The sequence below is a fragment of the Rhizobium sp. RHZ01 genome (assembly GCF_014851595.1).
Lineage (GTDB): Bacteria > Pseudomonadota > Alphaproteobacteria > Rhizobiales > Rhizobiaceae > Rhizobium > Rhizobium altiplani.
In genome coordinates, this window is sequence record NZ_JACUZZ010000010.1 from 105,123 (window position 1) to 130,894 (window position 25,772).

Annotated in this window: 24 protein-coding genes; 14 read left to right on the top strand and 10 right to left on the bottom strand. The window is 60.3% G+C overall.

Annotated elements, in window-relative coordinates; all coding sequences use genetic code 11:
* Positions 1–178: 178 nt before the first annotated feature.
* From IB248_RS12955 to IB248_RS12965, 3 genes are read left to right on the top strand one after another with little or no spacing between them, the layout of a single operon-like run.
* Positions 179–1,930 (top strand): type I secretion system permease/ATPase, encoded by a 1,752-nt coding sequence (locus IB248_RS12955; RefSeq protein ID WP_192241002.1) that lies wholly within the window; start codon positions 179–181, stop codon positions 1,928–1,930.
* The gene (locus IB248_RS12960; RefSeq protein WP_192241003.1) at positions 1,927–3,231 is read left to right on the top strand and encodes an HlyD family type I secretion periplasmic adaptor subunit; all 1,305 of its coding nucleotides are present in this window, start codon (positions 1,927–1,929) and stop codon (positions 3,229–3,231) included. The genes IB248_RS12955 and IB248_RS12960 overlap by 4 nt, the downstream gene beginning before the upstream one ends.
* Positions 3,232–3,287: 56 nt before the next feature.
* Positions 3,288–4,724: a family 16 glycosylhydrolase gene (locus IB248_RS12965; protein ID WP_192241004.1), complete on the top strand. Its 1,437-nt coding sequence runs from the start codon at positions 3,288–3,290 to the stop codon at positions 4,722–4,724.
* Between the two features lie 80 nt (positions 4,725–4,804).
* On the opposite strand, the gene IB248_RS12970 is transcribed toward IB248_RS12965, so the two are convergent.
* On the bottom strand, positions 4,805–5,572 hold the full coding sequence (locus tag IB248_RS12970) for a FadR/GntR family transcriptional regulator (RefSeq protein ID WP_192241005.1): 768 nt from the start codon (positions 5,570–5,572) through the stop codon (positions 4,805–4,807).
* A 234-nt stretch (positions 5,573–5,806) separates the two neighbouring features.
* Here IB248_RS12970 and kduI point away from each other — a divergent pair, with 234 nt between their 5' ends.
* Genes kduI through kduD form a run of 3 tightly spaced genes read left to right on the top strand, consistent with a single transcriptional unit; the run spans position 5,807 to position 7,758 of the window.
* Positions 5,807–6,649 (top strand): 5-dehydro-4-deoxy-D-glucuronate isomerase, encoded by an 843-nt coding sequence (gene kduI, locus IB248_RS12975; protein WP_192241006.1) that lies wholly within the window; start codon positions 5,807–5,809, stop codon positions 6,647–6,649.
* 10 nt (positions 6,650–6,659) lie between these two features.
* Positions 6,660–6,998, top strand: coding sequence for a cupin domain-containing protein (locus IB248_RS12980; RefSeq protein ID WP_018858149.1), 339 nt, complete (start codon positions 6,660–6,662; stop codon positions 6,996–6,998).
* Between the two features lie 7 nt (positions 6,999–7,005).
* Positions 7,006–7,758, top strand: a complete 753-nt coding sequence (gene kduD / locus IB248_RS12985) for a 2-dehydro-3-deoxy-D-gluconate 5-dehydrogenase KduD (RefSeq protein WP_192241007.1) — start codon at positions 7,006–7,008, stop codon at positions 7,756–7,758.
* Between the two features lie 133 nt (positions 7,759–7,891).
* On the opposite strand, the gene IB248_RS12990 is transcribed toward kduD, so the two are convergent.
* Both IB248_RS12990 and IB248_RS12995 read right to left on the bottom strand, forming a co-directional pair.
* Positions 7,892–8,104 carry a hypothetical protein gene (locus IB248_RS12990; RefSeq protein WP_018858147.1) on the bottom strand — a complete coding sequence of 71 codons (213 nt, stop codon included), beginning with the start codon at positions 8,102–8,104 and terminating at the stop codon, positions 7,892–7,894.
* Positions 8,105–8,215: 111 nt separating this feature from the next.
* On the bottom strand, positions 8,216–9,295 hold the full coding sequence (locus IB248_RS12995; protein ID WP_192241008.1) for a glycosyltransferase: 1,080 nt from the start codon (positions 9,293–9,295) through the stop codon (positions 8,216–8,218).
* 279 nt (positions 9,296–9,574) lie between these two features.
* On the opposite strand from IB248_RS12995, the gene IB248_RS13000 reads away from it, so the two are divergent.
* Both IB248_RS13000 and IB248_RS13005 read left to right on the top strand, forming a co-directional pair.
* Positions 9,575–10,354: a WecB/TagA/CpsF family glycosyltransferase gene (locus tag IB248_RS13000; RefSeq protein ID WP_169680624.1), complete on the top strand. Its 780-nt coding sequence runs from the start codon at positions 9,575–9,577 to the stop codon at positions 10,352–10,354.
* A gap of 14 nt (positions 10,355–10,368) precedes the next feature.
* A complete protein-coding gene (locus tag IB248_RS13005; protein WP_192241009.1) occupies positions 10,369–11,229 on the top strand; it encodes a DUF6492 family protein in 861 nt (286 codons plus the stop codon).
* 6 nt (positions 11,230–11,235) lie between these two features.
* Here the strand turns inward: IB248_RS13005 and IB248_RS13010 are convergent, their stop codons facing one another.
* The 3 genes from IB248_RS13010 to IB248_RS13020 form a co-directional block, all read right to left on the bottom strand.
* Positions 11,236–12,168 (bottom strand): glycosyltransferase family 2 protein, encoded by a 933-nt coding sequence (locus tag IB248_RS13010; RefSeq protein ID WP_192241052.1) that lies wholly within the window; start codon positions 12,166–12,168, stop codon positions 11,236–11,238.
* Between the two features lie 97 nt (positions 12,169–12,265).
* Entirely contained in the window at positions 12,266–13,654 is a 1,389-nt protein-coding gene (locus IB248_RS13015) for an O-antigen ligase (RefSeq protein WP_192241010.1), read from the bottom strand.
* A complete protein-coding gene (locus IB248_RS13020; RefSeq protein WP_192241011.1) occupies positions 13,647–15,140 on the bottom strand; it encodes a GumC family protein in 1,494 nt (497 codons plus the stop codon). The genes IB248_RS13015 and IB248_RS13020 overlap by 8 nt, the downstream gene beginning before the upstream one ends.
* Positions 15,141–15,344: 204 nt before the next feature.
* On the opposite strand from IB248_RS13020, the gene IB248_RS13025 reads away from it, so the two are divergent.
* From IB248_RS13025 to IB248_RS13040, 4 genes are all read left to right on the top strand, one after another.
* On the top strand, positions 15,345–16,427 hold the full coding sequence (locus IB248_RS13025) for an endo-1,4-beta-xylanase (protein WP_192241012.1): 1,083 nt from the start codon (positions 15,345–15,347) through the stop codon (positions 16,425–16,427).
* Complete coding sequence (locus IB248_RS13030; protein ID WP_192241013.1) at positions 16,424–17,842, top strand: oligosaccharide flippase family protein; 1,419 nt, start codon at positions 16,424–16,426, stop codon at positions 17,840–17,842. The genes IB248_RS13025 and IB248_RS13030 overlap by 4 nt, the downstream gene beginning before the upstream one ends.
* A 147-nt stretch (positions 17,843–17,989) precedes the next feature.
* Complete coding sequence (locus tag IB248_RS13035) at positions 17,990–19,786, top strand: alpha/beta fold hydrolase (protein WP_192241014.1); 1,797 nt, start codon at positions 17,990–17,992, stop codon at positions 19,784–19,786.
* A 242-nt stretch (positions 19,787–20,028) separates the two neighbouring features.
* Positions 20,029–20,388 (top strand): SPW repeat protein, encoded by a 360-nt coding sequence (locus IB248_RS13040; protein ID WP_018858137.1) that lies wholly within the window; start codon positions 20,029–20,031, stop codon positions 20,386–20,388.
* Between the two features lie 137 nt (positions 20,389–20,525).
* Here IB248_RS13040 and IB248_RS13045 read toward each other — a convergent pair whose 3' ends face one another.
* A complete protein-coding gene (locus IB248_RS13045) occupies positions 20,526–21,656 on the bottom strand; it encodes a calcium:proton antiporter (RefSeq protein WP_192241015.1) in 1,131 nt (376 codons plus the stop codon).
* Positions 21,657–22,024: 368 nt separating this feature from the next.
* On the opposite strand from IB248_RS13045, the gene IB248_RS13050 reads away from it, so the two are divergent.
* Together IB248_RS13050 and IB248_RS13055 are read left to right on the top strand one after the other, a co-directional pair.
* Positions 22,025–22,474 carry an SRPBCC family protein gene (locus IB248_RS13050; protein ID WP_062368954.1) on the top strand — a complete coding sequence of 150 codons (450 nt, stop codon included), beginning with the start codon at positions 22,025–22,027 and terminating at the stop codon, positions 22,472–22,474.
* Between the two features lie 81 nt (positions 22,475–22,555).
* Complete coding sequence (locus IB248_RS13055) at positions 22,556–23,614, top strand: adenylate/guanylate cyclase domain-containing protein (protein WP_192241016.1); 1,059 nt, start codon at positions 22,556–22,558, stop codon at positions 23,612–23,614.
* An 18-nt stretch (positions 23,615–23,632) separates the two neighbouring features.
* Here IB248_RS13055 and IB248_RS13060 read toward each other — a convergent pair whose 3' ends face one another.
* From IB248_RS13060 to IB248_RS13070, 3 genes are all read right to left on the bottom strand, one after another.
* Positions 23,633–24,070, bottom strand: a complete 438-nt coding sequence (locus tag IB248_RS13060; RefSeq protein WP_192241017.1) for a GFA family protein — start codon at positions 24,068–24,070, stop codon at positions 23,633–23,635.
* 147 nt (positions 24,071–24,217) lie between these two features.
* The gene (locus IB248_RS13065) at positions 24,218–24,796 is read right to left on the bottom strand and encodes a sugar transferase (RefSeq protein ID WP_192241018.1); all 579 of its coding nucleotides are present in this window, start codon (positions 24,794–24,796) and stop codon (positions 24,218–24,220) included.
* 43 nt (positions 24,797–24,839) lie between these two features.
* Positions 24,840–25,751: an NAD-dependent epimerase/dehydratase family protein gene (locus IB248_RS13070; protein WP_192241019.1), complete on the bottom strand. Its 912-nt coding sequence runs from the start codon at positions 25,749–25,751 to the stop codon at positions 24,840–24,842.
* Positions 25,752–25,772 lie beyond the last annotated feature (21 nt).

The following is a 25,772-nucleotide window of genomic DNA, read 5'->3' on the forward strand; positions in this document are numbered from 1 at the left end:
TGGAACACGACTTCGCGCTTAACGCCTGATTTGGCGACTTAGCGCGGAATAAAGAGACGCCGCTGTTTGCGGTCGTCATTCGGTCTCTTTTGCCTCAGTCTAGGCAAGCGATCTCGATTTCTCGACCACCGAAGGCCTCGGCTATGGTGTGTCTGCGCTACGACCACAAGGAGTCCATTTGTCTGAAACCGGATCCCTCTCGCAGCCGCGACCCTTCTTTGGGCTCTTCTCGTCGTTGCGTGTTGGCGCTCTGGGGCTTGGTGTAACCAGTTGCCTCGTCAATATCCTGGCGCTCAGTGGCTCGTTCTTCATGCTCCAGGTCTATGACCGCGTCATTCCCAGCCGCAGCCTGCCGACCCTCGTCGGTCTGGTCATCATCGTTGTGTCCCTCTTTGCGTTCCAATGGCTTCTGGATCTCACGCGATCCCTGCTTCTCGGGCAGATCGGACGGGCGGTGGATGAGCGGTTCTCAGGGCCGGCCTTCCTCTCAGTCGCGCTGTCGGCATCGCGCAAGCCGGCGCCGGGAGACGGTCTGCAGACGATCCGCGATATCGATACAGTGCGTGGATTTCTGTCCGGCCCTGGCCCGGGAGCGTTGTTCGATCTGCCCTGGATGCCCTTCTACCTCGCCCTCTGCTTCCTGTTTCATCACTGGATTGGCCTCACGGCCGTGGCTGGCGCGCTCCTCTTGACGGGGCTGGCGCTGCTTGCGGAGCTGAAATCACGCGGTCCGACGAGGGAGACGGCCACCATCCTTTCTGAACGAATGGCTTTCGCCGAAACCGCGAGGCGCAATTCAGAAGCGGTCGTCGCAATGGGCTTTGGTGGAATGCTCTCGGCGCGCTGGGCCGAAGTCAACCGGCGCCACCTCGACAGTCACTTGCGCACGGCCACTTTCGTCAACTCGCTTTCAACCCTGTCGCGCTCCGCGCGCATGTTGCTGCAGTCCGCCGTGCTGGCCGTGGGCGCCATACTCGTCATTCGACAGGAAGCAACTGGCGGCATCATGATTGCGAGCTCCATTCTCGTGAGCCGCGCGCTCGCCCCGATCGAGCTTGCCATCGCGCACTGGCGAGGATTTGCGGCTGCCCGCCAGGCTTGGTCGCGCCTCGACCGCGAGGTCGAGCTCTCCGACGGGCGGCAGCGAGACGTCGCGCTACCGGCGGCGCGGCAATCACTGGCCGTGGAGAACCTTCATCTGGGAGCTCCGGGCTCGAAGATGCCGATCATTCGCGGGCTGTCCTTCGAGGTTAGCGCGGGTGAGGCAGTTGGCATCGTCGGTCCGAGCGCTTCGGGCAAGTCTTCGCTGGCGCGGGGCATCGTTGGCCTATGGCCGCCCCTTGCCGGGGATATCAGGCTGGACGGAGCGTCGCTTTCACAATGGACGGCGGAAGCACTCGGCCGCAACATCGGTTACCTGCCGCAGGACGTGTCGCTGTTCGACGGAACCATCGCCGACAACATTGCCCGGTTCGATCCGGAGGCCTCTTCGGAGTTGATCATCGCGGCCGCCAGGGCCGCGGGTGTCTACGATATGATCGTGAGCTTTGCCGATGGCTTCGATACGCGGATCGGCGAGCAGGGCAGAACCCTGTCCGCGGGCCAGCGGCAGCGCATCGGGTTGGCAAGAGCCCTCTACGCGGATCCGTTCCTCGTTGTGCTCGACGAGCCAAATTCCAATCTCGATGTTCAGGGCGAGCTGGCACTCTCGCAGGCAATCGAGTCCGTTCGGTCGCGGCAAGGGGTGGTGTTGATCATCGCTCACCGGGCGAGCGCGCTTTCCGTGGTCGACAAGGTGCTGGTTCTCGAGGGCGGTCGGGGCAAAGCGCTCGGCCCGAAGAACGATATTCTCAAGACAGGACCAAAGTCAGTCGCTGCCACCGGTTCCTTCGTCCGACTGCTTCGCGCCGGCGGGGAGTTGTCGTCATGACCGGGGCTGTGACATCGACGGAACGAGCGATCCGCCGACTTACGTTGCTTGCCCTTGCGACAGCTGCCCTGCTCGTCGGAGTTCTTGGCGGGCTTGCCTCGGCGATCCGTATAAACGGCGCGGTGATTGCCCAGGGGACACTGGTCGTCGACAGCTATGTGAAGCCGGTGCAGCACCAGAAGGGCGGCACTGTGGGACAGGTCTTCGTCCGCAATGGCGATCGTGTCACGGCTGGCCAGATCCTCGTTCATCTCGACGACACCCAGACGAAAGCGAATCTTGCGATCGTATCGCGGCGGCTGCGAGAGCTTGCAGCGCGATCAGCCAGGCTTTCTGCAGAACGCGACGGCGGGAACGTCATTCTTTTTCCAGCGGTCGTCAGAGATGCCGATGCCACTCAGGCTACCGCCCTCATGAGCTCCGAGCTGCGGCTGTTTGATGACCGTCGCGCATCGCTCAGTGGAAGGACGGCGCAACTGCGTGAGCGCGTCCGCCAGCTCGACCAGCAGGCCGAAGGACTGTCGGCCCAGCAGGAGGGCAAGCGTCGCGCCATCGGCATCATTGGCAAGGAGCTTGCAAGCCTGGAGCCGTTGCTTCGGCAGGGAGTTATTCCCGCAACCCGCGTCTACACCCTGCAACGTGATGCGGCCGATTTGACGGGAGAACTCGGCAGCCTCGTTGCCTCGACCGCGGAAATCAAGGGAAAGATCGCCGAAACGAAGCTGCAGATTATCCAGGTGGGTGACGATCACAGAAGCGAGGTCTCCGAACAGCTGAGGCAGGCGGAGGGCGACAGCGGCGAATACGCCGAGCGGCGCGTTGCTATAGAGGACGAGCTACAACACGTCGACATAAGGGCGCCGCAAGACGGTATCGTCCATCAACTTGCTGTCCATGCGAAGGGTGCCGTGGTCACGCCAGGTGAGGCCGTCATGCAGATCGTGCCCGATCACGACATGCTCACGCCGGAGCTGAAATTGTCGCCACAGGACGTCGACCAGGTCGCCGTCGGCAAGGAGGTCAGCCTGAGGTTCTCCGCGTTCAGCTACAGGACAACACCGGAATTGAAGGGACGCGTTGCATCTGTCTCCGCTGACCTGACAACGGACACGCATTCCGGCCAATCCTACTACACGCTGCGGGTCGCGGTGCCCGAGAGCGAATGGCAAAGGCTTGGCAAGCTGGCACCGGTTGCCGGGATGCCCGTCGAAGCCTTCATCGAGACGGGCGAGCGCACGGCGCTCGGTTATCTCGCAAAGCCGTTTACGGACCAGTTGGTCCGTGCATTTCGGGAGGAATGACGACAGCCATCGGAGGAGGAGACCATGAGAAGCACGAAAACCCGAAGGAGTTGATAATGGCAAAATCAATACAAAATGCTGTCGGCCAACCGCTGTTCTACAGTGGCGCCTCGACCGCATGGTTCTCCGCAACCGGTTCCGGCCCTGTGCTGAATGGCACATCCGGCAACGACTCCATATGGGGCGACAGTTCCGTCAACGTGACCATGCACGGCGGAACCGGCGATGACATCTACTATCTCTATTCCGCCATCAACCGTGCTGCGGAGGAGCCTGGCGGAGGAATCGACACCATCAACACCTGGATGAGCTATACGCTCCCTGAGAATTTCGAGAACCTGACCGTAACAGGTGCCGGGCGCTATGCTTTCGGCAACGCTCAGGACAACATCATCTCTGGAGCCTCGGGAAGCCAGACGATCGACGGCGGTGCCGGCAACGACGTGCTGATCGGCGGAGGCGGAGCCGATACATTCCTCGTCACCAAGGGCCACGGGAGTGATCTGATCGTCGATTTCAGCAGCGACGATACGGTGCGTCTGAACAGCTATGGGCTTTCGTCTTTCGAGCAGGTGCTGGCTCATACGACGCAGGAGGGCGCCAATCTGCGGCTGGATCTCGGTGGCGGTGAGAGCCTCGTCTTTGCCAATACCGAGGTGTCGGATCTGCACGCCAGCCAATTCCAGCTGACGCTCGACCGCTCACAGCTCGCGCTGAGCTTCGATGACGAGTTCAACAGCCTGTCCCTGCGCAGTGGCGACCAGGGCACGTGGGATGCCAAGTTCTGGTGGGCGCCGGACCGCGGCAGCCCGTTGACCGGCAACGGTGAACTGCAGTGGTACATCAATCCGTCCTACGCGCCGACCGCATCGGCAAATCCATTCTCTGTGAGCAACGGCGTATTGACGATTTCGGCAGAACCCGCCTCGCAGGCGGTCCAGGCGCAGATCAACGGCTACGACTACACATCTGGTCTCCTGACCACACATTCATCCTTTGCTCAGACCTATGGTTATTTCGAGATTCGTGCCGATATGCCGTCAGAGCAGGGCGTTTGGCCGGCCTTCTGGCTCCTTCCGGAGGACGGCTCATGGCCACCAGAACTCGACGTTGTCGAGATGCGCGGTCAGGAGCCGAACGTTGTCAATGCCACAGTCCATAGCGACCATGGCGGCGCACATACGATCACGTCTTTTCCGGTCAAGGTGGCAAGTACCGAAGGCTTCCACAACTACGGCGTTCTCTGGGACGAGGATCACATCACCTGGTACTTCGATGACGTTGCCGTCGCGCAGACGGACACACCCGAAGACATGCATGATCCCATGTACATGCTGGTCAACCTCGCCGTCGGCGGTGCGGCTGGAACGCCGTCCAACGGCCTGGCGAACGGCTCGGAAATGCACATCGACTATATCAGGGCCTATACCCTCGCGGACAGCCCATTGCACGCTGCCACCGAAGCCACTGCGAGCAACGATTGGCACATCTGACGAGGTGAAAGCCAGGCGGGATGAGGTCGGAGGGTCATGATGGTGCCAGTCATCCCAGGCCCCTTGAGCATCGTTATCCGTTAGCTTGCTTCGACGATGCTTTGATATCGCGTGCGCCGATCCCTCAGGCGTTCGCGATATCGCTCCTGGCTTGCCGACAGATGAGCGCGCATGGCGTCGCGCGCACCCGTGGCGTCGCCTGCAGAAATTGCGTTGAGGATGGCAAGATGTTCCCGCTGCAATCCGGCCTGGTAGCTGACCGAGAGAACCTCTTCGGTGGCGTAAGGAGAGGTGACGTCACAAGGGATGGTTCGCGCCCCGAGGGCGTCGAGGACTTCAACATAAAAAGGGTTGTTGGTTGCCTCGGCGATCGATCGGTGGAATGCAAAGTCGGCCTGGCCGGTGGGCTTGCCAAGCTGCAAAAGCCGATCGAACTCGAAAAAGCTCTCCTGAATCTGCGCCTCCTGCGAGGCGTTTCTGCGGGTGGCGGCCAGCGCCGCACCTTCAGCTTCAAGCGCGATGCGAACTTCAAGCACGTTCAGGGCGTGCGATATGTTGCTTGATCGGTCCTGTCTGATGATCGGAACAGACGACTGGTGACCAATCACGAAGATGCCTGCCCCTTGTCGCGTTTCCAGCAACCCATCAGCCGAGAGAGCCGCGATCGCCTCGCGAATGACGGTCCTGCTGACGTCGAAGGATTCTGCGAGTTGGGCCTCCGTCGGCAACTTCTGTCCGACGGAGATCTGGCCTGAAAGGAAGTCCTGACGGAGGGAGTCCGCGATCCGTTCAGAGAGCTTCTGTCGTCGTGATGGACCACCATCGACCGGAGGAGGAATTGCGTTCAAGGGTGTTGTCGCCTCTGCAAATGAAGTCCGAGCATACCGCCAGTGCTCCATTAAGACAACAATTGTGGATGTTGTCATACAAAATTGCGGAATCCGAGTCGATCGACGACAATTCCTTATTATTCAGAGCTTTTGACATCCATCAGGCTATCGATAGTTGATCGGAATGAAGCGATTGCGGTTGCCCAAGTATGATCAATATGTATGATGACTTGGAAAGACATGGGAGGCAACGTGACTCACACTGACTACACCAATCGCTTCGCGATTGATCCGCGGGCCGCAGCGGGATTTGGTACCGCCGAGCTTCGCGAAAACTTCTTGCTGCCACCACTGTTTCGGGCCGGCCGTATCCAGCTTCACTACAGCAATTACGACCGGATGATCGTCGGCGGTGCCATGCCGACTTCGGAAGCGCTTGACCTGGAAACGATCAAGCCGGCGGGAACAGAAACCCTCTTGGCGCGTCGCGAACTGATCGCGGTCAACATCGGCGGCGCCGGCATCGTCGTCGTCGATGGCGAGCGGTTTGCGCTGGGGACGCGTGACATGCTCTACGCCGGGCTGGGCTCGGCGGTGACATTCGAGTCGGTTTCGGCAGAGGAGCCGGCAAAATTCTATCTGCTGAGCGCGCCGGCACATATGCGCCATCCGACACGGCATATTGGTATCGCCGATGCCAAGCGTCTCGATCTCGGCTCTCAGGCAACCAGCAACGAGCGTTCGATCTTCCAGTTCATCCACCCGGACGGTGTCAGAACGTGTCAGCTCGTCGTTGGCATGACGACGCTTGCTGCCGGCTCTGTCTGGAACACCATGCCCTGCCACGTGCATGACCGGCGGATGGAGGCCTATCTCTATTTCGATCTGCCGGAAAAGGCCCGCGTCGTGCATCTGATGGGGGAGCCGAACGAAACGCGCCACCTCATCGTCAAGAACGAGGAGGCGATCCTGTCGCCGGGTTGGTCCATCCATTCCGGTGTCGGTACATCAAGCTACACATTCATCTGGGCGATGGCCGGCGACAATGTCGACTACACCGACGTCGACCTTGTCGCCATCGAAGATCTTAGGTGAGGAGGGGACTATGGCAGCGAGTGATCTTTTCGTGCCGGCCAAGGATGCCGAGTGGACCAGTCCGGAACCGGGCGTAACCCGTCGCATCATGGCCTACCTGCCTGAGATGATGATGGTCGAGGTGGTTTTCGAGAAGGACGCCGTTGGTGCGCTTCATTCCCATCCCCACATCCAGGCAAGCTATGTGGCTGAGGGCAGTTTCGAGGTGACGATCGACGGCAGGACGGAAACCCTGCACCAGGGAGGCAGCTTCATCGTTCCCCCCGATCTGGTGCATGGGGTCAAGGCTCTCGAGAAGGGCCGCCTGATCGATACGTTTACGCCGCACCGTGCCGAGTTTCTGAAGTGAGCGTGAGATGACGATGTTCGACCTTTCCGGCAAGGTGGCGGTCGTCACCGGTGCCAATACCGGCCTTGGCCAGGCAATCGCCGTGGCGCTGGCTGCGGCCGGCGCCTCGATCGTTGCCGTTGGCCGCTCATCGATGGACGAAACCGAGGCTGCGGTTCGCGAGATCGGTGCTGGCTTTCACGCCATCAAGGCCGATCTTGGATCGATCGAACCGACAAAGGCAATCGTCGACGAAACGGTAGCGACCTTTGGCAAGCTCGACATCCTCGTCAACAATGCCGGCATCATCCGCCGTGCCGATGCCATCGACTTCACGGAAGCCGACTGGGATGCGGTCATGGACATCAACCTGAAGAGCGTCTTTTTCCTCTCACAGGCTGTTGCCCGGCATATGCTGGAAAGAGGCGGTGGCAAGATCATCAATATCGCCTCGCTGTTGTCATTCCAGGGCGGCATCCGCATTCCCTCCTACACGGCCTCGAAGAGCGGGCTTGCCGGACTGACGCGGCTCTTGGCCTGCGAATGGGCGGGCAAGGGCATCAACGTCAATGCCATTGCTCCGGGCTATTTCGTGACCAACAACACTACCGCGCTTCGCGAGGATCCGGTCCGCAACGCCGGCATCCTTGCCCGCATCCCGGCCGGCCATTGGGGTGATCCCGCGCAACTCGGTGGCGCAGCCGTGTTCCTGGCATCAAAGGCGTCCGACTATGTCCACGGCGTCGTCTTGCCTGTCGATGGCGGGTGGCTTGCGCGCTGAACCAGCCAAGCAAGTCTTTGGCCGGGTGAACCGAGGATCGGGAAATTGTAGATGAGCGGCGCAAAAGCCAAGCGTCTGGCCAGGACTGATGTCCGGGTCAGAAAATGAAGAACCCTTCCTCATCCCCCCGCAATTACGGGGAGTTGATCGATGGCAGGAAGAATTCGACTTCCCTTCGGCGACGCATTTCCAAAGCTTCGACACGATCATGCCAAAACTGCTCGGCGGCGGGCGGGTCTGCCTCCCATGCGCGGACAGTTTGCTGATTGTCGTCGATCTTGACGCGCCTCTTTCCGCCTAGCCGGAGATATTCCTCCGCAAGCTGACGGCCCTCCGTCATTTCCATCTCGGATCACGTCCTTTCGATTAGCCTCGCGACGCACCCGTCGCTGACTCAAGGAACGATTGTCGTGGGCCATTGTTCCGCAGTCTCGGCATCAATTGCGCCGGTGCAATGTCACCAATGCGTGGCCTTCCCGCCGTCAACCGCGTCGATAACGGCACCCCACAAGGCATCGACTTCTGCCTTCGCGTCAATCGATGCCAGATGGCTTTGGCTTGCTTCCAGCACCGCGTCGGCCATGGTGTTTACGTCGGCCTGTGTGTCGACCATGCGGATCGCACCGCCCTCTATCAGCTTGCAGAACAGGCCATGGTGGGCGAGGGCATCTCGCTGTCGCGGCGCGTTGACGACGACGGGCTTTCCCGAGAAGCTTGCCGCAAGCACGCTTGCCCGGCGCGCCGTCAGCCCTTCAGCGAAGAGATAGCAGAACACGTCGACATGTCTGAAGATCCCGAAGAGCTCCTCGGCGTCGGCAACATAACCTGTTACGACGACCCGGTCTGAAATGCCGAGCTTGTCTGCGAGCGCATAAAATTCCTGCTCCACATTGTCGGTGCCGCGGATGAACGATCCGGCGAAGACCACGCCGACGTCGTGGCCAAGCGCCAGCAGCCGGGCAGCAGTCTCCAAAACTGCCGTTGACTGCTTCTTGGGATAGATCGAACCGAACTGCCCAAGGATCAGCCGCCGGGCCTTGCGCTGTGCATCAAGTCTCCGGGCGATCGGGCCGTCGTGGAGTGTGGTAGGCAAGGCAAGATTTGGCGGGATCGGGATGACTGCTCGCCGACTGGTCGACAGGGCGGACAGAGGGCTTTCGGCAAATTCGGCGGCGACTTCCGGCGCCGAAAACAAGATCCGTGTTGCGAGCATCACCACCGGAACCAGTACCAGGCGACGCTTCCAGTCGAGAGCGTGCCATTCGTGCAGTACCACGACAAGCTGTTTGCGCTGCAGCCGGGAAACGAATGCCGCGACGACCGGCTCTGCTAGCTTTTTCTTCCAGGCCACCACAGGAAAATTGAGGATGGCGGCGTCCGCATCGTCGAGCGCGGATTTAAGCCGGCCGATATCGCCGTCAAGCACGTGCCGAGTGGCGCGCCCGTCGAGTCGCAAAGCCGCCTGTCGGGCAAACTCTTCGACACCACAGGTTTGGGCGGCGTCGGAGACGAGTGCGAGATAGCGACGTTTCGGCATATCAGACCTTTTGAACAGGCGGACGGCGGGTGACCGCGCTGCGTTGATACCGTCTTTTGGTAAAAGCCGGCTTACAATTTCAGGTTCAATGTTTGACATGCCGTCGGCAAAAAAGGCCTGCCACCATCACGTGTATAGCGAGGGTTAACTATAGCTCGAGGTTTTACAGCGATGGGTCTTCGAAACAGCTAGTTGTCGGATCCGTTCTTGACCGATGCTCGTTTCGAAGGTGCGTGAATGACTAGGCATAGCAGTGCATCAGCGCGTCTGAGTTATTCGATGAACGAATGGCCGACGAACCGGCTCGGAAGCCTGCCGATCGTGCGGGCAGGCATGGAAGAATCCGCAGACGCCTTCATTCAGTTGGCGCTCGAGCGCAGGGGGGCCGGCGGGCGTCCCTTCTACTCCACCTCCGCAAACGGTCAGGTCATTGCGCTTTGCGAGCATGATGCCAATTTCCGCTCGTTGACGCGTCAGGCCGACCAGATCCATGCCGATGGAATGTCGGTCGTGCTCTTCTCCAAGCTATCCTCGGCCGAGCCTTTGCCAGAACGCGTCGCCACGACCGATCTCGTTCATGCCGTGGCGGAACGCGCGGCGGAAGCCGGGGTCAGTTTCTACTTTCTTGGTGCCAGCGAAGAGGTGAATGCCCGGGCGGTCGAGAACATGTCGAAGGCATATCCGGGACTTCGCTTTGCCGGCCGACGCAACGGTTATTTTGATCGCGCCGAGGAAGAAGCGGTTGTCGAGGCGATCAATGCGGCGGCTCCGGATATCCTCTGGATCGGCTTCGGCGTGCCGCTGGAGCAGCAGTTCGTCGTTCGCAACATCAACAGATTGCACAATGTCGGCTTGATCAAAACTTCCGGCGGCCTGTTTGATTTCCTCGCCGGAGGCAAGAGCCGCGCCCCCCGCTGGATGCAGAAGGTTGGCCTTGAGTGGTTCTACCGCATGCTCCTCGAGCCGCGCCGGCTGGCAACACGCTATCTGACCACCAATCCGGTTGCCATCTACGCGATGCTCCGGCATTCGCTGCGAGCCCTTTCTGCAGGCCGGTGATCGGACCAACGATCTTGAGTTCCTCGATTTCGCTCATCACACCGAGTTATCGTGGCGACCTCGACAGTTGCCGTCTTCTCTGCGACTCGATCGACCGGTATGTGACGGGCTACGACCTGCATTACATCGTGATCGGGGACGAGGATGCGGACGCCTTCGTGAGCTTCGAAGGGGAAAAACGCCGCGTGATCGTCTCGTCCAGCCTGCTTCCATCCCTTTGGGCCCTGCCGAAATGGCGGGGGCGTCGCTACTGGTGGGCACCCCATTTGCGCCTGCCAATCTACGGCTGGCACCTGCAGCAGATGCGCAAGATCGCAATGACGCTTGCGCAACCGAGCGAGCGGGTCATGTGCATCGACTCCGACAATTGCTTCTGCCGCCCACTGGATCTGAGCGCAATGGCATCGACGCCGAAGCTCGCCCACCACGTCGCGTCTGGAGATATCAATCCCACGCGACCTAGCCACGTCCGCTGGTGGCAAAATGCGCATCGGCTGCTTGGCCTGAGCGTACCGGCGCTGCCGGGCGACGATTCCATCAGCCAGATGGTTCTGTGGGAGCGGCGAACGGTGGCGACCATGGTGAAGCGTATCGAGGGCGCTAGTCGCCTTCCGTGGTGGCAGGCGCTGGCCCGCATCCGGCATTTTTCCGAATATCTCGTTTACGGTGTCGCGGTCGCCAATGACCCCGAGCTTGCGCAACGACATGAACGCGTTTCGCAAAGCCCGTGCCTGACCTATTGGGAGGGGCCGGCTCTAGACCGGGAAGGATTGGCGGCATTCATCGAAGGCTTGAAACCGGGGCAGACGACGATCGCGATCCAGTCGCATACGCACACACCGATCGAAGTGATCCGAAAGGCAGCTCTTGGCTGAGAGAGCCTAGTTGCTGGCCCGATATGGGGTTGGCAGGAAGCCGAGGCTTGCCAGTGTACGACCGAGCGACACGAGCAGCGGATGGCTTGCCGGCAGCAACCGCCGGGTCCTGAGGAACAGCGCCATCGATCGAAGGCAGCCGGCGCCGAGACTGAGCGCGTTTTTTGCAATCACCCTGATGGCCGACGTGCTGTGGATCCGATCGATAACATAATTGATGCTTCCGGTGCGCAGCGAGCGCGTCATCAGGAAACGGGCTGAGACGCGTTCCCCGGGTACGAATTCGCGGATAACCGCCTCGGCGCACCACCAGGTCTTGAAGCCGGCCTTGCGGCATCTCGTAAAGAACTCCATGTCGCCACCGCCCAGAAAATTGAAGCGGACATCGAAAAGCGGCGAAGCAAGACCGGCAAATACCCGGCGGTGGATCAGGCAGTTGCCGGAACCGTGGATCTGATCAATTGCCCGGGTCGAGCCTTCTATCGAGCCGAAAAGCAGATGCTGTGTGACTGCGTCGGACACTGGTACTTCGAACTGCCGGACAACAGGCCCGCCGACGATGTCGGCGCCCTCCCGCCGAGCCGTGCCAACGATTGCGGCAAGCCAACCGGGCATGGCCATTTCATCGTCATCGATCATCAGCAGAAACTCGGCCTCCGGAAAGCCAGCCATTGCCTCGCCGAACGCACGGTTGATGGCATGGCAATTGCCCTGCCGCTCTTCCGTGGTGACCAGGAATGGCAGGCCGACCCTGGTGAGAAACTTGCGGGCAAAGTGGGCGCCGGCCGGGTTGGCTGCGTCGTTGTCGACAACGACGATGGCAAAGGGGAAATCGGTCACCTGCTCGGCGAGCGATGTCAGGGTGCGCGCCAGCCATTCCGGTCGACGAAACGTCGGGATGCAAACGACTGCCTCAACGGACCCCTTGCTTTCCTGCATCATCCAAACCTCGATCGCGCAGAGATTGTTCGCCTTGTGGCGTTAGCCGACTTGGCCCGGCTATTGGCGGTGAAGCTGTAATTGGCTGGCGCCCACTCTACAATCGACGGCTGAGTATGAGGTTAACGGGCCTTCTCAGAACCGTTGCGTCGATCCGAGGCGCGGGGACGGGAGTAACGCGCGATCCTGGTGCGTCAGCCTCCTTGACGACAAGCCCGGCATTGGCCTGCAATCTCAAACCGAAGACCGCAATCAGCATCGTGAACCAGATCGGTCCGCTATTGCCGAAGAACGGGCTTTCGAGGCAGGCGAGAAACAGGGAAAAGAGCCAGATCCGCAAGAACAGGCGTGTCAATGCCATGTCGTTGCTACCGGCAAGCGCGCGGCGGGCATAGCCGACAGGAAGGACCACCAGCCAGATGAACGTCATCACGAGCGCCGGGATGCCGCCATTGATCAACTGTTCCACGTAGCCGTTGTGTGAATTGGCGGCAGTGACGGCCCAGGTGGTCATGGCTTGGCCGCTGTTGAACAAGGCGTCGGTCTGCCAGAAGGACTGAAAGCCGTAGCCAATGATGGGCCGCTCGGCGATCGCGGAGAGTGCAAGCCGCCAGATCGAGCCACGGTCGGTAAAGGTCGGATCGATACCCGCGGAAGCAAGCAGGCTGCTGAAGGAAGGCGAGACCGCCGCAGTCAGCAAGATCAGGTTCAAGCCGACAAGGCCGCCAAGAAGCATCACCACGCCGAGTTTCGTCCAGCGTTCAAAAATCCAGGCAAGCAGCAGGATTGCCGGAAGCATCGCGGCGGAGGTTTTCCCTCCCGCGTGAAGCACGAAGAACCCTGCTGACAATGCAATCAAGAAGCCAAGCCGGGCGTGTCCTGACCTTCTTGCATAGAGGCCGAAGAATACGGCATAGACCATCGCGGCTGCAGCCACGTTCTTATGGCCAAAATGACCGCGCCAGTCGCCGGCAAGCGACTGCTCTAGCGCGTCTGTCGCTTGATGGATGGCGAGGTGCGGCAGGAGAAGTACGCCAAAATAGGAGAGGCCGATCGTAAAGGTCAGGCCAAGGCACATGAGCCTTGCAAATTGCTCGCCGTTTCTTGGAATGAAGAGCATTGCGTTCGCGCACAGGCAAACAAGGATTGCGAAAACGAGGCGCCTGAAGGCGGCGCTGGGGTCGCCGGCAAAAAGACCCGTGAAGAGCAGCCAGACGAGCAGGCCAATCAGCAGGCCATATGGGCGCAGCAGCAAGTGGCGCGCGGGATTCTGCAGGACCGTGCCAAGGACCACGGCCGACATGGCAATGACGATCAACTGATTGAAAACGTTGGACGTGCTGCCATAAGGTGTGGAAAGGCTTGTAGCATTTGGATCGGGAAACGGGCTCAATCCGATCCAGAAGTAGCCGAAGACAGCCAGGAAGAGAAAGCCTGCAAAGGTACTGCCTTTGCCCGCAACGACACTCTTGCCGCTGTCAGCCATAGGCCTTGGCCTGGATCGCGCTCAAGCGGCGATAGTCTCGCCAAAGCCCCGACAAGACCGCGATGGCAAGGCCAAGTCCGAGGCCGACAACGCCGCCGGCGCCAGCCAGCACATAGGCCCGCGGCGGAAAGCTCCGCGTTGTCGGTACGACCGCCGGTGAAACGATCCGCACGTTGGTCGTGTCGATCTGCTGGCGTTCGGCGGCTTCTCCTGCTCGTGCCATGAAGGCTTCGTAGACAGTCGCCTTGGCGCGCGCCTCACGCTCCAGTTCGCGCAGGTGAATCTGCGCGGCGGTGTCCTGGAAGACCGAGGATTTCATCTGGTTTGCCTCGGAGTTCAGCGCGTCGAGTGCCGATCTTGCCTGGTCGAGTTCGGCTTTCGCGGCTTGCACGATGCGTGCCGTCTCCGCGTCGATCTGGCCCTCCAGCGCCCTGAGCTGTGGTTCGAGCGCCAGGATCATGGGATGACGCGGCCCGAGGACGGCCGATTGAGAGGTCACGCGTTGTCGCAGCGTCGAATATTGCGTGCGCAGCATTGTCATCGTTTCCGATTGCAGCGCAGACGCGTTCAGGCGGTTTTTCGGGTTGGTGGACACGAGTTCGTTGTAGCGCGACTGCGCCTGAATGACGCGCGCCTTGGCGTCGATCAGCTGCGTGTTCGTCTGATTTGACATGAGGGTGCTGACGAGTTCTCCCGAACTCGATTGCAATCCCTGTTCGCGCTTGAACGTCTCAACCGCAGCCTCTGCCTTGGCAACCTCCACCTTCAGGTCACCGAGGCGAGCAAACAGCGAGCTCGCAGCCCGGCCGGCCCCTTCCGATTCCGCCTTGGCCAGCTCTTCCTGGAAGGAGGTCGCGATGGCATTGGTGATGGTGACTGACTTGGCCGCGTCCTGCGTCCACACCGCGATATTGACGATGAAAGAGCGTTCGTCACGACGGGCCGTAACGCGCTTTGCCAGCGCGCGCAGCGCGTCACCGGCCGGGTCCTTGGCTTCAGGCGCAACAAACTCCGGGTCATCGGTGAGCTTCAGCTCGCCAATCACGCGGCTCAGCACGTTACCCGATGTCAGGACCCGCAGCTTGCTTTCGACATCAAGCAGCTGCGTATCCCGCTGCATGCTCTCGGAGAAGATGTCGTCAGCGACAACCCGGAGATTCGACGGGTCGACGAGAAGGTCGATTCCGGCCGTAAAGCGCGGCTTCACCACAAGAACGACCGCATAGCCAGCGACAGCGCCGAGGATGGCGAAGGCAAAGATCCAGACGAGACCCACGCGCAGCCAGTTGAGGATACGGGTCAGGTCGAACTGAAAGAGTTCTTGAAAGACCGAAGGCCAGTTTTCTGGGGAAGGGGTGGAAGCAGGGGGAGGCGCAACTTTCAGCACCGGCCGCGGCGATGCGGCACCGTCATCCTTTTCCCGGCTCGTCGTCCAGCCACGCGTACTGATGACCGGAGTCTGATGTCGGGATGCGGCTTCATACATGGCAGCGGGTTCTGATTTACGTGGGCGCGGGAGCGCAAACCTATGGTTAAGAGACCTGATTTTCCTTAAGTATCCATTAATGGCGATTTCAATTTTCGCGTGCGCGTGAAGCAGCTCTCCAATAAAAAAGCAGAAGTTCAAGGCCTTGCACGCTTGCGCGGTCGAATTCTGGTTCATTTATACGCAATCCAAGGATATCCATTTATGCGCAGGCGGGACTTCGTTCTCGGCGCAATGGGTGCCGGACTGGCATCCACAGGCGCGCTCGACCCTTTTGTCCGGGGTGATCTGACTGCCAGGGCGGTGCCTGCCAGAGGCCCCATTCCCTACGGTGCGGCCGTGCGCACCGATGTTCTCGACACCGAATTCGACTACAGGCAGGCCATCGTCGATCACTGCCAGCTTGTCGTCGGAGAGGGCGGCTTGAAGTGGTTCGACCTGCGTCCGAGCCAGGATCAGTTCGTCTTCGACCAGCCTGACCGCCTGATCGATTTTGCCGATCAAAACGGCATGCAAATGCGCGGCCACACACTTGCCTGGTATGGCGCGATGCCCGATTGGACAAACAGCATCGGGAGCGCGTCGGAAGCCGAACGCGAACTCGTCCATCACATCACCACCGTCGTCGGACGCTATCGGGGGCGGATTCCGAGCTGGGATGTCGTCAACGAGGCAATCGCCGAACAGCCGGAGAGTGGTGCGACGATCCGCGGCTCGATATGGCAGGAGCGGCTCGGCAAGCGCTACATCGAGCTTGCGCTGCGCACGGCTGCCGCCGCCGATCCTTCGGCTCAGCTCGTCATCAACGATTACAACATTGAAAATCCGACACAGCAGTGCCGCGACCGGCGCCAGGCCTTGCTCGACCTGCTACGTGATCTGAAGGACCGCGATGTGCCGGTCCACGCCGTCGGTATCCAGGGACACCTCCCTGGCGACATGGACATCGACAAGGAGGGCCTATCGAGATTTGTCGAAACGGTGAAGGGAATGCAGCTTGACGTTCTCGTGACCGAACTCGATGTGATCGACAACAAGCTGCCCGCCCGTGAATATGACCGGGACCAGGTCGTCGCAGCACGCGCACGCGAATTCCTCGGTGCGATTTCCGAGGCGGCGCGCCCGAGCGCCATTCTGACCTGGGGCATCACTGATCGCTATACCTGGGTGCCGATGTGGTTCAAGCGCGACGACGGCAAGCCCAACCGTCCGTTGCCCCTCGATGCCGGGTGCCGGCCGAAGGCGCTGATGAAGGTCATCGACGAATTCACGCGTGCGGCCGAATGATGTTTCGTCAAATCTCGGCATACATGATTGCGAACGCCGTTTCGGCCCTTTTCGGGTTCGTTTCGGTCGTGCTTTTCACGCGCATGCTTAGCCCGCACGAATACGGCATCTATGTCGTGGGTACGGGTGTTGCTGGTGTCATATCGACCCTGCTTTTCGGCTGGATCAAGTTCTCCGTGCTGCGCTTCGATTCCGAAGGTGGATCGAAGGACGTGCGCACCACTGCCCTTTTCGCTTATGCGGGACTGATGCTGCTCAGTCCGCTGGTCATCCTGGCGACGTGGCTCTTTGCGGAGAATTCGTCGACCTATGTCGTGCCGGCCGTGTTCGTCGCCTTCATGGTCGGGTTGTTCGAGTTCGTGCAGGAAGTGTTCCGGTCTCGCCAGCAGACGGGGGCCTACATGTGGTCGGTCATCCTGCGGGCGGTGCTGACGGTCGTCTTCTCTGCCGTCCTCGTAATGGTATTCGGCATGGGCGGGCAGGGTCTCCTTGTGAGCGTCGCCTGCTCCTATCTCGTGACTTTGTTGGTCTACGCGCCGGGCGTCTGGCGCCGACCGCGCCACCCGTTCGATACCGGGCTGATGAAGGAAATGATGCGCTTCGGCCTGCCGATGACCGCCTCGTCGTTCATCTTCGTGTTGCACACGGTTCTCGACCGAATGATCATCATAACCTATATCGGTGAGACGGCCGCGGGCGTCTATGGTGCCGCTGCCGATCTCGTCCGACAGATCATCCTTTTTCCGGGCGTTGCAATCGGATCCGCAACAATTCCGGTGGCGATCCGTTTGCTGGCGCAGGACGGCCATACGGCTGCCAACCGGCATCTGATGGAAACCGCCGAGGTGCTCCTGACAGTCCTGATGCCGATGGTCGTCGGACTGGCGCTTGTCGCGCCCGGTTTTGCAAGCCTGATCCTCGGCCCCGAGTTTCGCGACGCGGCTGCCATCCTCATCCCGATCCTCGTCTTTGCCTGGCTGTTTCGCTCCATCTCCTATCAGTTCGTGCATGTCAGTTTCCAGCTGGCGAAGAAGCCGAGCCTGATGGGGGCGCAGGGCATGATCATTCTGGCGATCAACATTATTGGCATGGTTGTCCTCGTACCGCGCTTCCAGCTTGTCGGTGCGGCTTGGGCGCTGCTGATCGCCGAGATCGGTGGTGTAATTGCCGGTTACTTCCTGTCCTATCGCGCCCATCGCTTACCGCTCGAACTCCGTCCGATCGTCAAGGTCAGTCTCGCAACCGCAACGATGGTGGTGCCGACCTTCATCGTGGGCAGGCTTCAGACCGGCAACGCTGTCTTCGACCTGACTGTGCCGATCGTCACCGGTGTCGTCGTCTATGCGGCGGCTGCGTTTGCGCTCAACCTGGCCGGCGTCCGCATGGCCTTGACGAGGCGACCGCGGCCAGCCTGATCGGGATCACTTTCTTTTGATCTGGCGCCGAATAGAAGGCGAGACAATGCCATTCCGACTTCCGCCAATTCTTAACGTCTCAAGTATATCGGTGAGGAATACGCACGGCGGTCTCTCAATCGGAACGCCTTGCGCGGGAGGGCAATAGTGACGCGAACGGATGTGAACTCGCAAGAAGAGAAAGGGCGTTCCGCCTCTCAGCCGACGGTCTTCGGGTCGCATACCGGTTTGTTCACGGCAGCTGATGACGATGCGCCAAAGAGCGATCTCGCAGTGCTTTTCCTCAGCCCTTGGGGGCTCGAGGAGATGTGTACACGCAGGTTCCATCGCATCCTGGCGGAGCGCTTCGCAGAGATTGGTGTCGCGAGCCTCCGCTTCGACTATCCCGGAACGGTGAATTCGCTGGACGACAGGTCGGCCGAACGCGGCCTGTCGGGGTGGTCCGAGGTGATCGGCAAGGCGGCTGAAGAACTCAAGATGCTGTCCGGCACCCGCAAGTTGGTCTTCATTGGTCAAGGTATCGGCGCGAGCCTCGCGCTCATGCAGGCGCGTTCCGCGTCATCACTTGCAGCGATTGCCCTTCTGGCGCCGGTCCTGAAAGGAAGGGCCTATCTACGCGAGCTCTCGTTGTTTTCGCGGCTCATTGATGATGGTCTCGGTATAAAGCCTGAACTGCGTGACAGCGCGCCTGGATCGATCGCCGGATTGCGCATGCCCCGTGCTGTCGCAGATGACATCAAGGCAGTCGACCTCAACAGCATCGAAATCACGGCCCTACCACATGTCTTCCTCGCCGAGCGCCCGGGCTTTGAAGCCGATACGACGTTTCGCGATCGGCTGACGTCGGCTGGCTGCCAGCTGCGGGCGATACCATTTTCCGGATATGATACGCTGGTTTGCAATCCGCTGGACCAGGAACTCCCCGAAGCGCTTGTCGATGAGCTGATCGACTGGTTGAAATCGCTGCCGCAATATCACGACCAACGCCCGCTTCCAGCAAAAAAGCCTTCGCCAGTCGCATCGGTCCGTTCGGAGAAAATTCGCGAAACGTCCGTCCGCTTCGGTCAGGATGAACGGCTCTACGGGGTCTTGTGCGAACCCGCTGAAGGTTCGATCGGCGTGACCGCCGTTATTCTGACGACGGCCTACGATCATGCAGCCGGGTGGGCGCGCTCTTCGGTCGCGCTTGCGCGCGAGCTGGCAAAAGTTGGCGTGTCGTCCTTGCGCTTTGACAGCGCCGGTGTCGGGGACAGCCCGCCGGTCGCAGCCCGTCGCAAGCAGGTCCTCTATGACGAGGCCCAGATTGCCGATGTCGGAATGGCCCGGGATTATGTCGACAGTCTTGGTCTGGGCGAGCGGACGTTACTGATTGGACGCTGCAGTGGCGCCTACGTCGCCTTTCGAAGTGTGCTGGCCGATCGACGCTGGGACTCCTGCGTGATTGTCAATCCGGTTGCTTTCCGCTGGCGCTTCAAGGGCCTGCCAAAGACATTGAAGGCCTATGTGAGGAATGCCCTCGATCTCGATACGGTTCGCCGCCTCTGGACCGGTGACGTGGACCTTGGGGCGGTGACAAAAAATATCTCCATGCGTCTTGTGGATCGGATGGCAAACAGGCTGTCTTGCGTCTTCGCGCCCGCCAAGCCGATCACGCAGCTTACAAAGCAGGTGCATCGCGATTTTCAGGCCCTGGCCAGCCGCGGCACCCCGCTTTCGATCATCTATACGGAAGGTGACGAGGGGCAGGAGATGTTTCGGATCAATTTTGGCGATGCGGGCGAAAAGCTCTCTGCCTATCCGAACGTTCAACTGCATCTGTTCCCCGACGCCGACCACAATCTGACGCCGCTGCCGGCACGTGAGAAGATGATTGCGCTGGTAAAGCAACAAGCGCTTTCACTTGGCAACCGCAGCGAACGGCACATTGCAAGTGCGGTTGCCTAGTGCAGTCAGGTCGCCTCCCTCGTCCGGCACCGGATTGGCGGAGTTGGTGCCGTCTGACCGACTGTTTTGGGCTCGTGGATGACACGCTGAATAGTGCCAGAACGCCGATCATGATGATTGCAAGCGCGGGGTTTCAACTATTGTTTGGCCCTATCTTGATTTTGGTCCTGCTGCTCATAAATTCATATACTTAAGCGTGAAGTTCACGCGACGCCTGATAAGCTTCATATTGGGAGGTCATCATGGCAATCTCTCTGATGGATGGAAGGAAAAGGCAGGATTGGGCTAACCTGGTTCTGGCGGTTTGCTTGTTTGTTTCGCCGTGGGTCATGGGATTCGCGGCCGAAGCAATGCCGAGCTGGAATGCCTGGATCGTTGCCGTCATGCTCGCCGCTATGGCAACGGCAGCGCTGTCGGTATTTTCCGAATGGGAGGAATGGGCAAATCTCGTACTCGGCCTCTGGCTGATTGCGTCGCCCTGGCTGCTCGGTTTCACGGCCAATGCGAACGCGATGTGGACGGTTGTCGTGCTTGGCTTGCTCGTTGCGGCCGTATCGCTGTGGGCCGTTTGGGATGTTCATCATCCGCACGCCCACGCATAGTGCGCGGCCTGGTCCGGTCGCTGCGGTGGGCTAGGTGAGCCGTGTCCACCGCTCAAATGATGGTGTGATCTTAATTTCGCGACCAGCATTGATCGCGAAAACATGGCGATGGCGATCGTGTCGCCGGGAACCGGCCCTCAAACTTCGAATATCAGCAGGAAATAGGCAACGAAGAGAACGAGGTGCACGGCGCCCTGCATGAGGTGCGTGTAGCCGCTCGCAAACGTAATGGTGCTGAGAGCCAGAGTGAGAACGAGCATCACGGTCTCGGTGCGCTCCAGGCCAAGCACGACAGGATGGCCAATGAGGTGGCTGACGATCAGCATCGCAGGGACGGTCAAGCCGATTGTGGACAGAACGGATCCCAGGAAAATGTTGACCGACCGTTGCAGATGATTGGCGACGGAGGCCCGCACGGCGCCAATGGCCTCAGGTGTCGCGACGAGGATGGCCATGACAACGCCGCCGAGTGCCGCCGGAGCACGAATTGTCTCGATAACGAAATCGATTGGCGCTGCCAATTGTTCGACGAGAAAAACAACGAGGGCCATGTAGGCAACCAGCAGGATGACGGGAAGCCATAAAGGTCCTTCCCTGGTCCTGACATGCTCGACTGTAACCTCACCGGTGTCTTCGATGAAGAAGCCTCGGTGCCGTCCGGTTTGCAGGATCAAAAATACGCTGTAGAGCCCGACGGAGATGAAGACGAGAACCGCTTGCTGTACAGTCGAATAGGGCAGACCGTTTGTCGGATGCGTGAAGTTCGGCATGATCATGCTAAGCGTTGCCAGGGGCACGATAACGCCGAGATAGGCATTGGCTCCCTGGAGGTTGTGGTGCTGTTCATGCCGCCGCCAGCCTCCGATCAGAAGGCACAGTCCGACCATTCCGTTGAGTATGATCATCACCACGGCAAAGAGCGTGTCGCGCACCAGCGTCGGATTGTTTTCGCCGTGACGCATGACAGCAGTAATGGCCATGACCTCGATCGACGTGATGGCCAGCGTCAGAATAAGCGTCCCATACGGCTCGCCCAGTCGCTCCGCGAGATGATCGGCATGACGCACGACCGCAAGAGCAGAGCCAAGCACGACTGAAAACAACCACACAAAGATGACTGCAAGCCATATCGGATTGACGAGCAACCCGAAGAGAGACTCACCAAAGAACAGGAATATGACGCTCGTCGCAATGCTGACGGCGAGAAGCCATTCCCGGCGCATCGGCGCCGACCAGTGACGTTGCTGCACGGCCACTTCCGGGTTCATTCCTGCGGGCCCCTCGAAGTCGTTTCGATGAATACGCCATAACCCGGCCCGCCCGTCCACTCCCATCGCACAAGTGGCGTCTGGCGGGCTGCGCGGCCACTGTTCCGCTAGAATAAATCCTTGCCGACACCGCTGGCCAACCTCAACCCAGAATGTCGCGTTTCCAACGTTCCTCGGTTTTGGCAGGCCATTGGCATGCGGATAACGCTATGCAACTCCAGACCGAGTTTGATGCCGCGCGGCCCGAACATGGCGCGCTGGTCTACTTGCTGGGGAAACGCTCCTGCCTATCTCCCCTCACGAGGGATCATGACAGGCGCCTTGCAGACCGTCGGCGGCCTGGATTGTGCCAATCAAAGGAGGAGTTGATGCCGGAGCCTTTTGTCGTTCATCGCGAGACCCACGTCGCGGCGCCACCTTCGGCGGTTTTTGCCTTGCTCACCGATCCCGAAAAGATCCTTCGCTGGATGGGGACTGAAGCACAGGTCGAACCTCAGCCCGGTGGGCTCTATCTGGTCAACGTTACCGGCGCTCGCTTCGCGCGTGGCTCGTTCCGAGAGGTCGTGCCTGTCCATCGGCTCGCCTACAGCTTTGGCTGGGATGGCAGCGAGATAGTCCCGCCAGGGTCGAGCCTGGTGGAGATAGACCTGATCGAGAAACCCGACGGAACCCTGTTGAAGCTGACACATACCGGATTGCCGAATGCCGAGCAGTGCGCCGGACATGCCGAAGGCTGGGAGCATTATCTCGGCCGAATGGCGCAGTGCGCGGCTGGACGCGATCCGGGTCCGGATCCGTGGGCCGGTCGAACTGGATGACGGTCCGCCGCCTCGGCTGGAACTGCCTGAGCGGCTCGGACCGCGGGTGACAGCTCCCAGCCGGCATGGCATGATTTAAGCATGGATCTGCCCAACTCGCTTGCATGGTTGATCGATGAAGCCGGCACATCGCCGGATCCCGACTGGTTCCTGGCCGAATTGGGCCGGCGGCTGCTGATAGATGGTCTGCCGCTGGCAGGCGGTGCCCTGACGCTTGCGGCACCGCACCCAATCATCGCCCGCCGCACCTGGTTATGGCGAGCCGAGACCGGAGCCGTAATCGAGGCTTTGAGCTTCACTGATATTGCACGCAATCAAGCTGGGCGTGAATGGTTGTCTGGTCTTGGGCCGGTGGCGGAGGACGTCGTGGGCGTTGTGCCAGACAGCCCGGTTCTCGGATGGGCCGGGACGCGTCCGTTCACGCCCGCGGAGGCTGGCGACCTGCATGAGGTGGCACGTTTTGCCGCACCATCCTTGGCCGCGTTAGCTGCAAGGGTTGGTTTGACCGCGCTTCTCGAAGCCTATCTTGGCAAACGAAGCGCTGTTCGCGTTCAGGCTGGCGCTCTGTCTCGCGGTACCGGTGAGACGATACCGGCCGCTCTGCTCTGCGCGGATCTGCGAGACTTCACTGCGCTCTCCGAAGCAACCGAGCCAGCGGTGATGATCGCCACGCTCGATGCCTGGTTTGATCGTATTGCCGGCGCGGTTCATGCCTTCGGGGGCGAGGTGCTGAAGTTCATGGGGGATGGGGTATTGGCAATCTTCCCCGTCACCACTACGCCTGCCAGTGCCTGCGAGGCGGCACTTCGCGCCGTTGCTTCTGCCCGCGCTGGCATGGCCCATCTCGATACCGTGCGCCAGGGCCAGGGTTTGCCAACACTTCCCTTCGGTGTGGCACTGCATTTCGGGGAAATCCTCTGGGGTAATATAGGTGCTGCCGACCGGCTGGATTTCACCGCTATCGGCCCCGCAGTGAATTTGGTCAGCCGGCTCGAAGGCCTCTGCAAGCCGTTGGGGCGTACCGTACTGCTTTCCGGCGAGGTCGCGGCAGAGACGACCACCACCCTGGTTCCCATGGGTTACCATTCGCTGCGTGGCATTGCCGAGCCCTGTGCCGTCTTCACGCTTCCCGGCGACTGAGGTCACGGAGAGCGATCACTAGAACCAGACATCGGCGACTGTGCGCCCGTCCGACGGCAGATCCTCGAAACTGTGGAGGCCATCAAACCGCAGCAGGGGTATGTCGGCCACGTCAGCGGGCTCGGCGAGACGAAGGTTGACGGCGATTCTCGTCTGCCCGTTGTCGCCTGGCCTCAATCCACGCCAACTGACGAGATTGCCGCAGCGGCGACAGAAGTTGAAGGAAAGGCTTTGTGAGCCGCGGATGTAAGCGGTGAGTGCGTCGGTCGTGTCTTCGACACGAATTCCTTGGCCATCATATTCATAGGCCCAGAGGACGCCGTAGCGTCGGCAAACCGTGCAGTTGCAGATCGTCGCATCGGGAATGGTGCCACGGAACTCCCAGTGAACCGCTCCGCAATGACAGGAGCCGCGGGTTATTTTGACGGCGGTCTGCTGCGCTTCCCCCGTGGTCATGAAAACTCTCCCCCGACGATTGCCTCATATCTTCTAACGCGGATGGGGCGGGTACGACAGGTGCGACGTCGCCAGTTGGGCGGCAGCGATCGTTGCCGGGCGCGTCGAGGTTGTCAAATGGAGCCGTGGATTCAGGGTCGCCCCGGCCTATTTTGCGGCCGCGTCCCCTGTTCCTCGTCCTGCCAACGTGCTGAGCACGAGCACGATGTCCTGCCAAAAACCAGCTTTTTGAATGTAGCGGGCATCGGCGTCCGCGAGAGCCTCAGGCGTCGACATGTCAATTCCTTGAAGCTGGGCCAGTCCGGTTATGCCAGGCCTCACGGAAAACACCTTGAGTTTACGTCGTGCGGCGATGACGTCATGCTGTGATGGGAGGCATGGGCGAGGACCGACGAAGCTCATTTCACCGCGCAGGACGTTGATCAGTTGAGGCAGTTCGTCGAGCTTGTAAGCGCGCAGCTTTCTGCCGAGCGGTGTGATCCAGGAGGAAGCCGCATCATGAGAGCCGACGTTCGGAGAACCTGCTGCCATCGTCCGGAACTTGATGCACACAAACGGTACCTCACTCCGGCCAACGCGCTCCTGAAGAAACAACGCGCCGCCAGGCGACGATCTGCGTACCAGGACCACAAGGAGGAGCAGAACCGGAGAGAGAACGATAAGTCCGAGGCACGCAGCGCAGATATCAAACAGTCGCTTCAAAGACCTGTTAAAGCTGTTGACCATCGGTATATTCGTGTTCCTGTCTCAAAAATTCACGCCAAACGTTTCAGCACGAGCGCTTCAGTGCGGTTCGCATATCAAAAGGCGGCGTCCAGTCCAATAACGCGCGCGTATGCGAAATGTCCACTTCCAACCAGTCGGTGAGACGGTTCACCAGCTCTGCCTTGCCGGTTGCCCGGCCGAGGAAGTTGAGAACGCCGGGAGGGCACGGAAGCAATCGCGCCGAACACCCCATCGCGGTCGCCAGCCGCCTCAACAATTCTGGCGTCGAGATCGCTTCGCCGTCGCCCGCCAGGAATATTTGGCCAGCGGCAGCGGGATGAGATGCGGCCGTCACGATCAGATCGGTGAGATTTTCGACGTATATCATGGATCTTCGATTGTCGATCGAAGCCAGGGGCAAAGGAATGCCGCTCCGAACGAGCCGTTTGAGCGCTCGGAAGCTTCCTTCAGCGCCACGTCCATAGACCAGCGGCGGGCGGATAATGACGATCTCCATCCCGGTTGTCTTCGAAAGCGCCGTCAGGGCTTGTTCCGCTTCGAGCTTTGAGACGGCATATTCTGTCGTCGGAGCAGCTGGATCATTCGACGTGAATGCACGCCCGGCGAACGATCGTTCCCCGTTCACCTTGATCGTGCTGATGAACACGAACCGTTTGACCCCTGCGGCGACAGCCTGTTTAGCAAGGTTGATGGTTCCTTCGGCGTTCACTCTACGGAAGGCACCTGGCCCCGAGTCCGACCCATCGATGACATTTTGGTTTGCCGCCGCCAGATGGATGACGACATCGACGCCGCTCAGGGCGGCTTTCCAGTCCGTCGCAGCATCGATGTTCCCGACGGCAACAGACCCTGTTCGGGGAGAGCGGCTGGCCGTCCTGTAGGCGAGATTGCGGACACGGAGTGCCTGCTGAAGATCCTGACCGACAAAACCTGTCGCGCCGGTAACGAGTAGCATTCTCAGCTCCGAACAGATTGC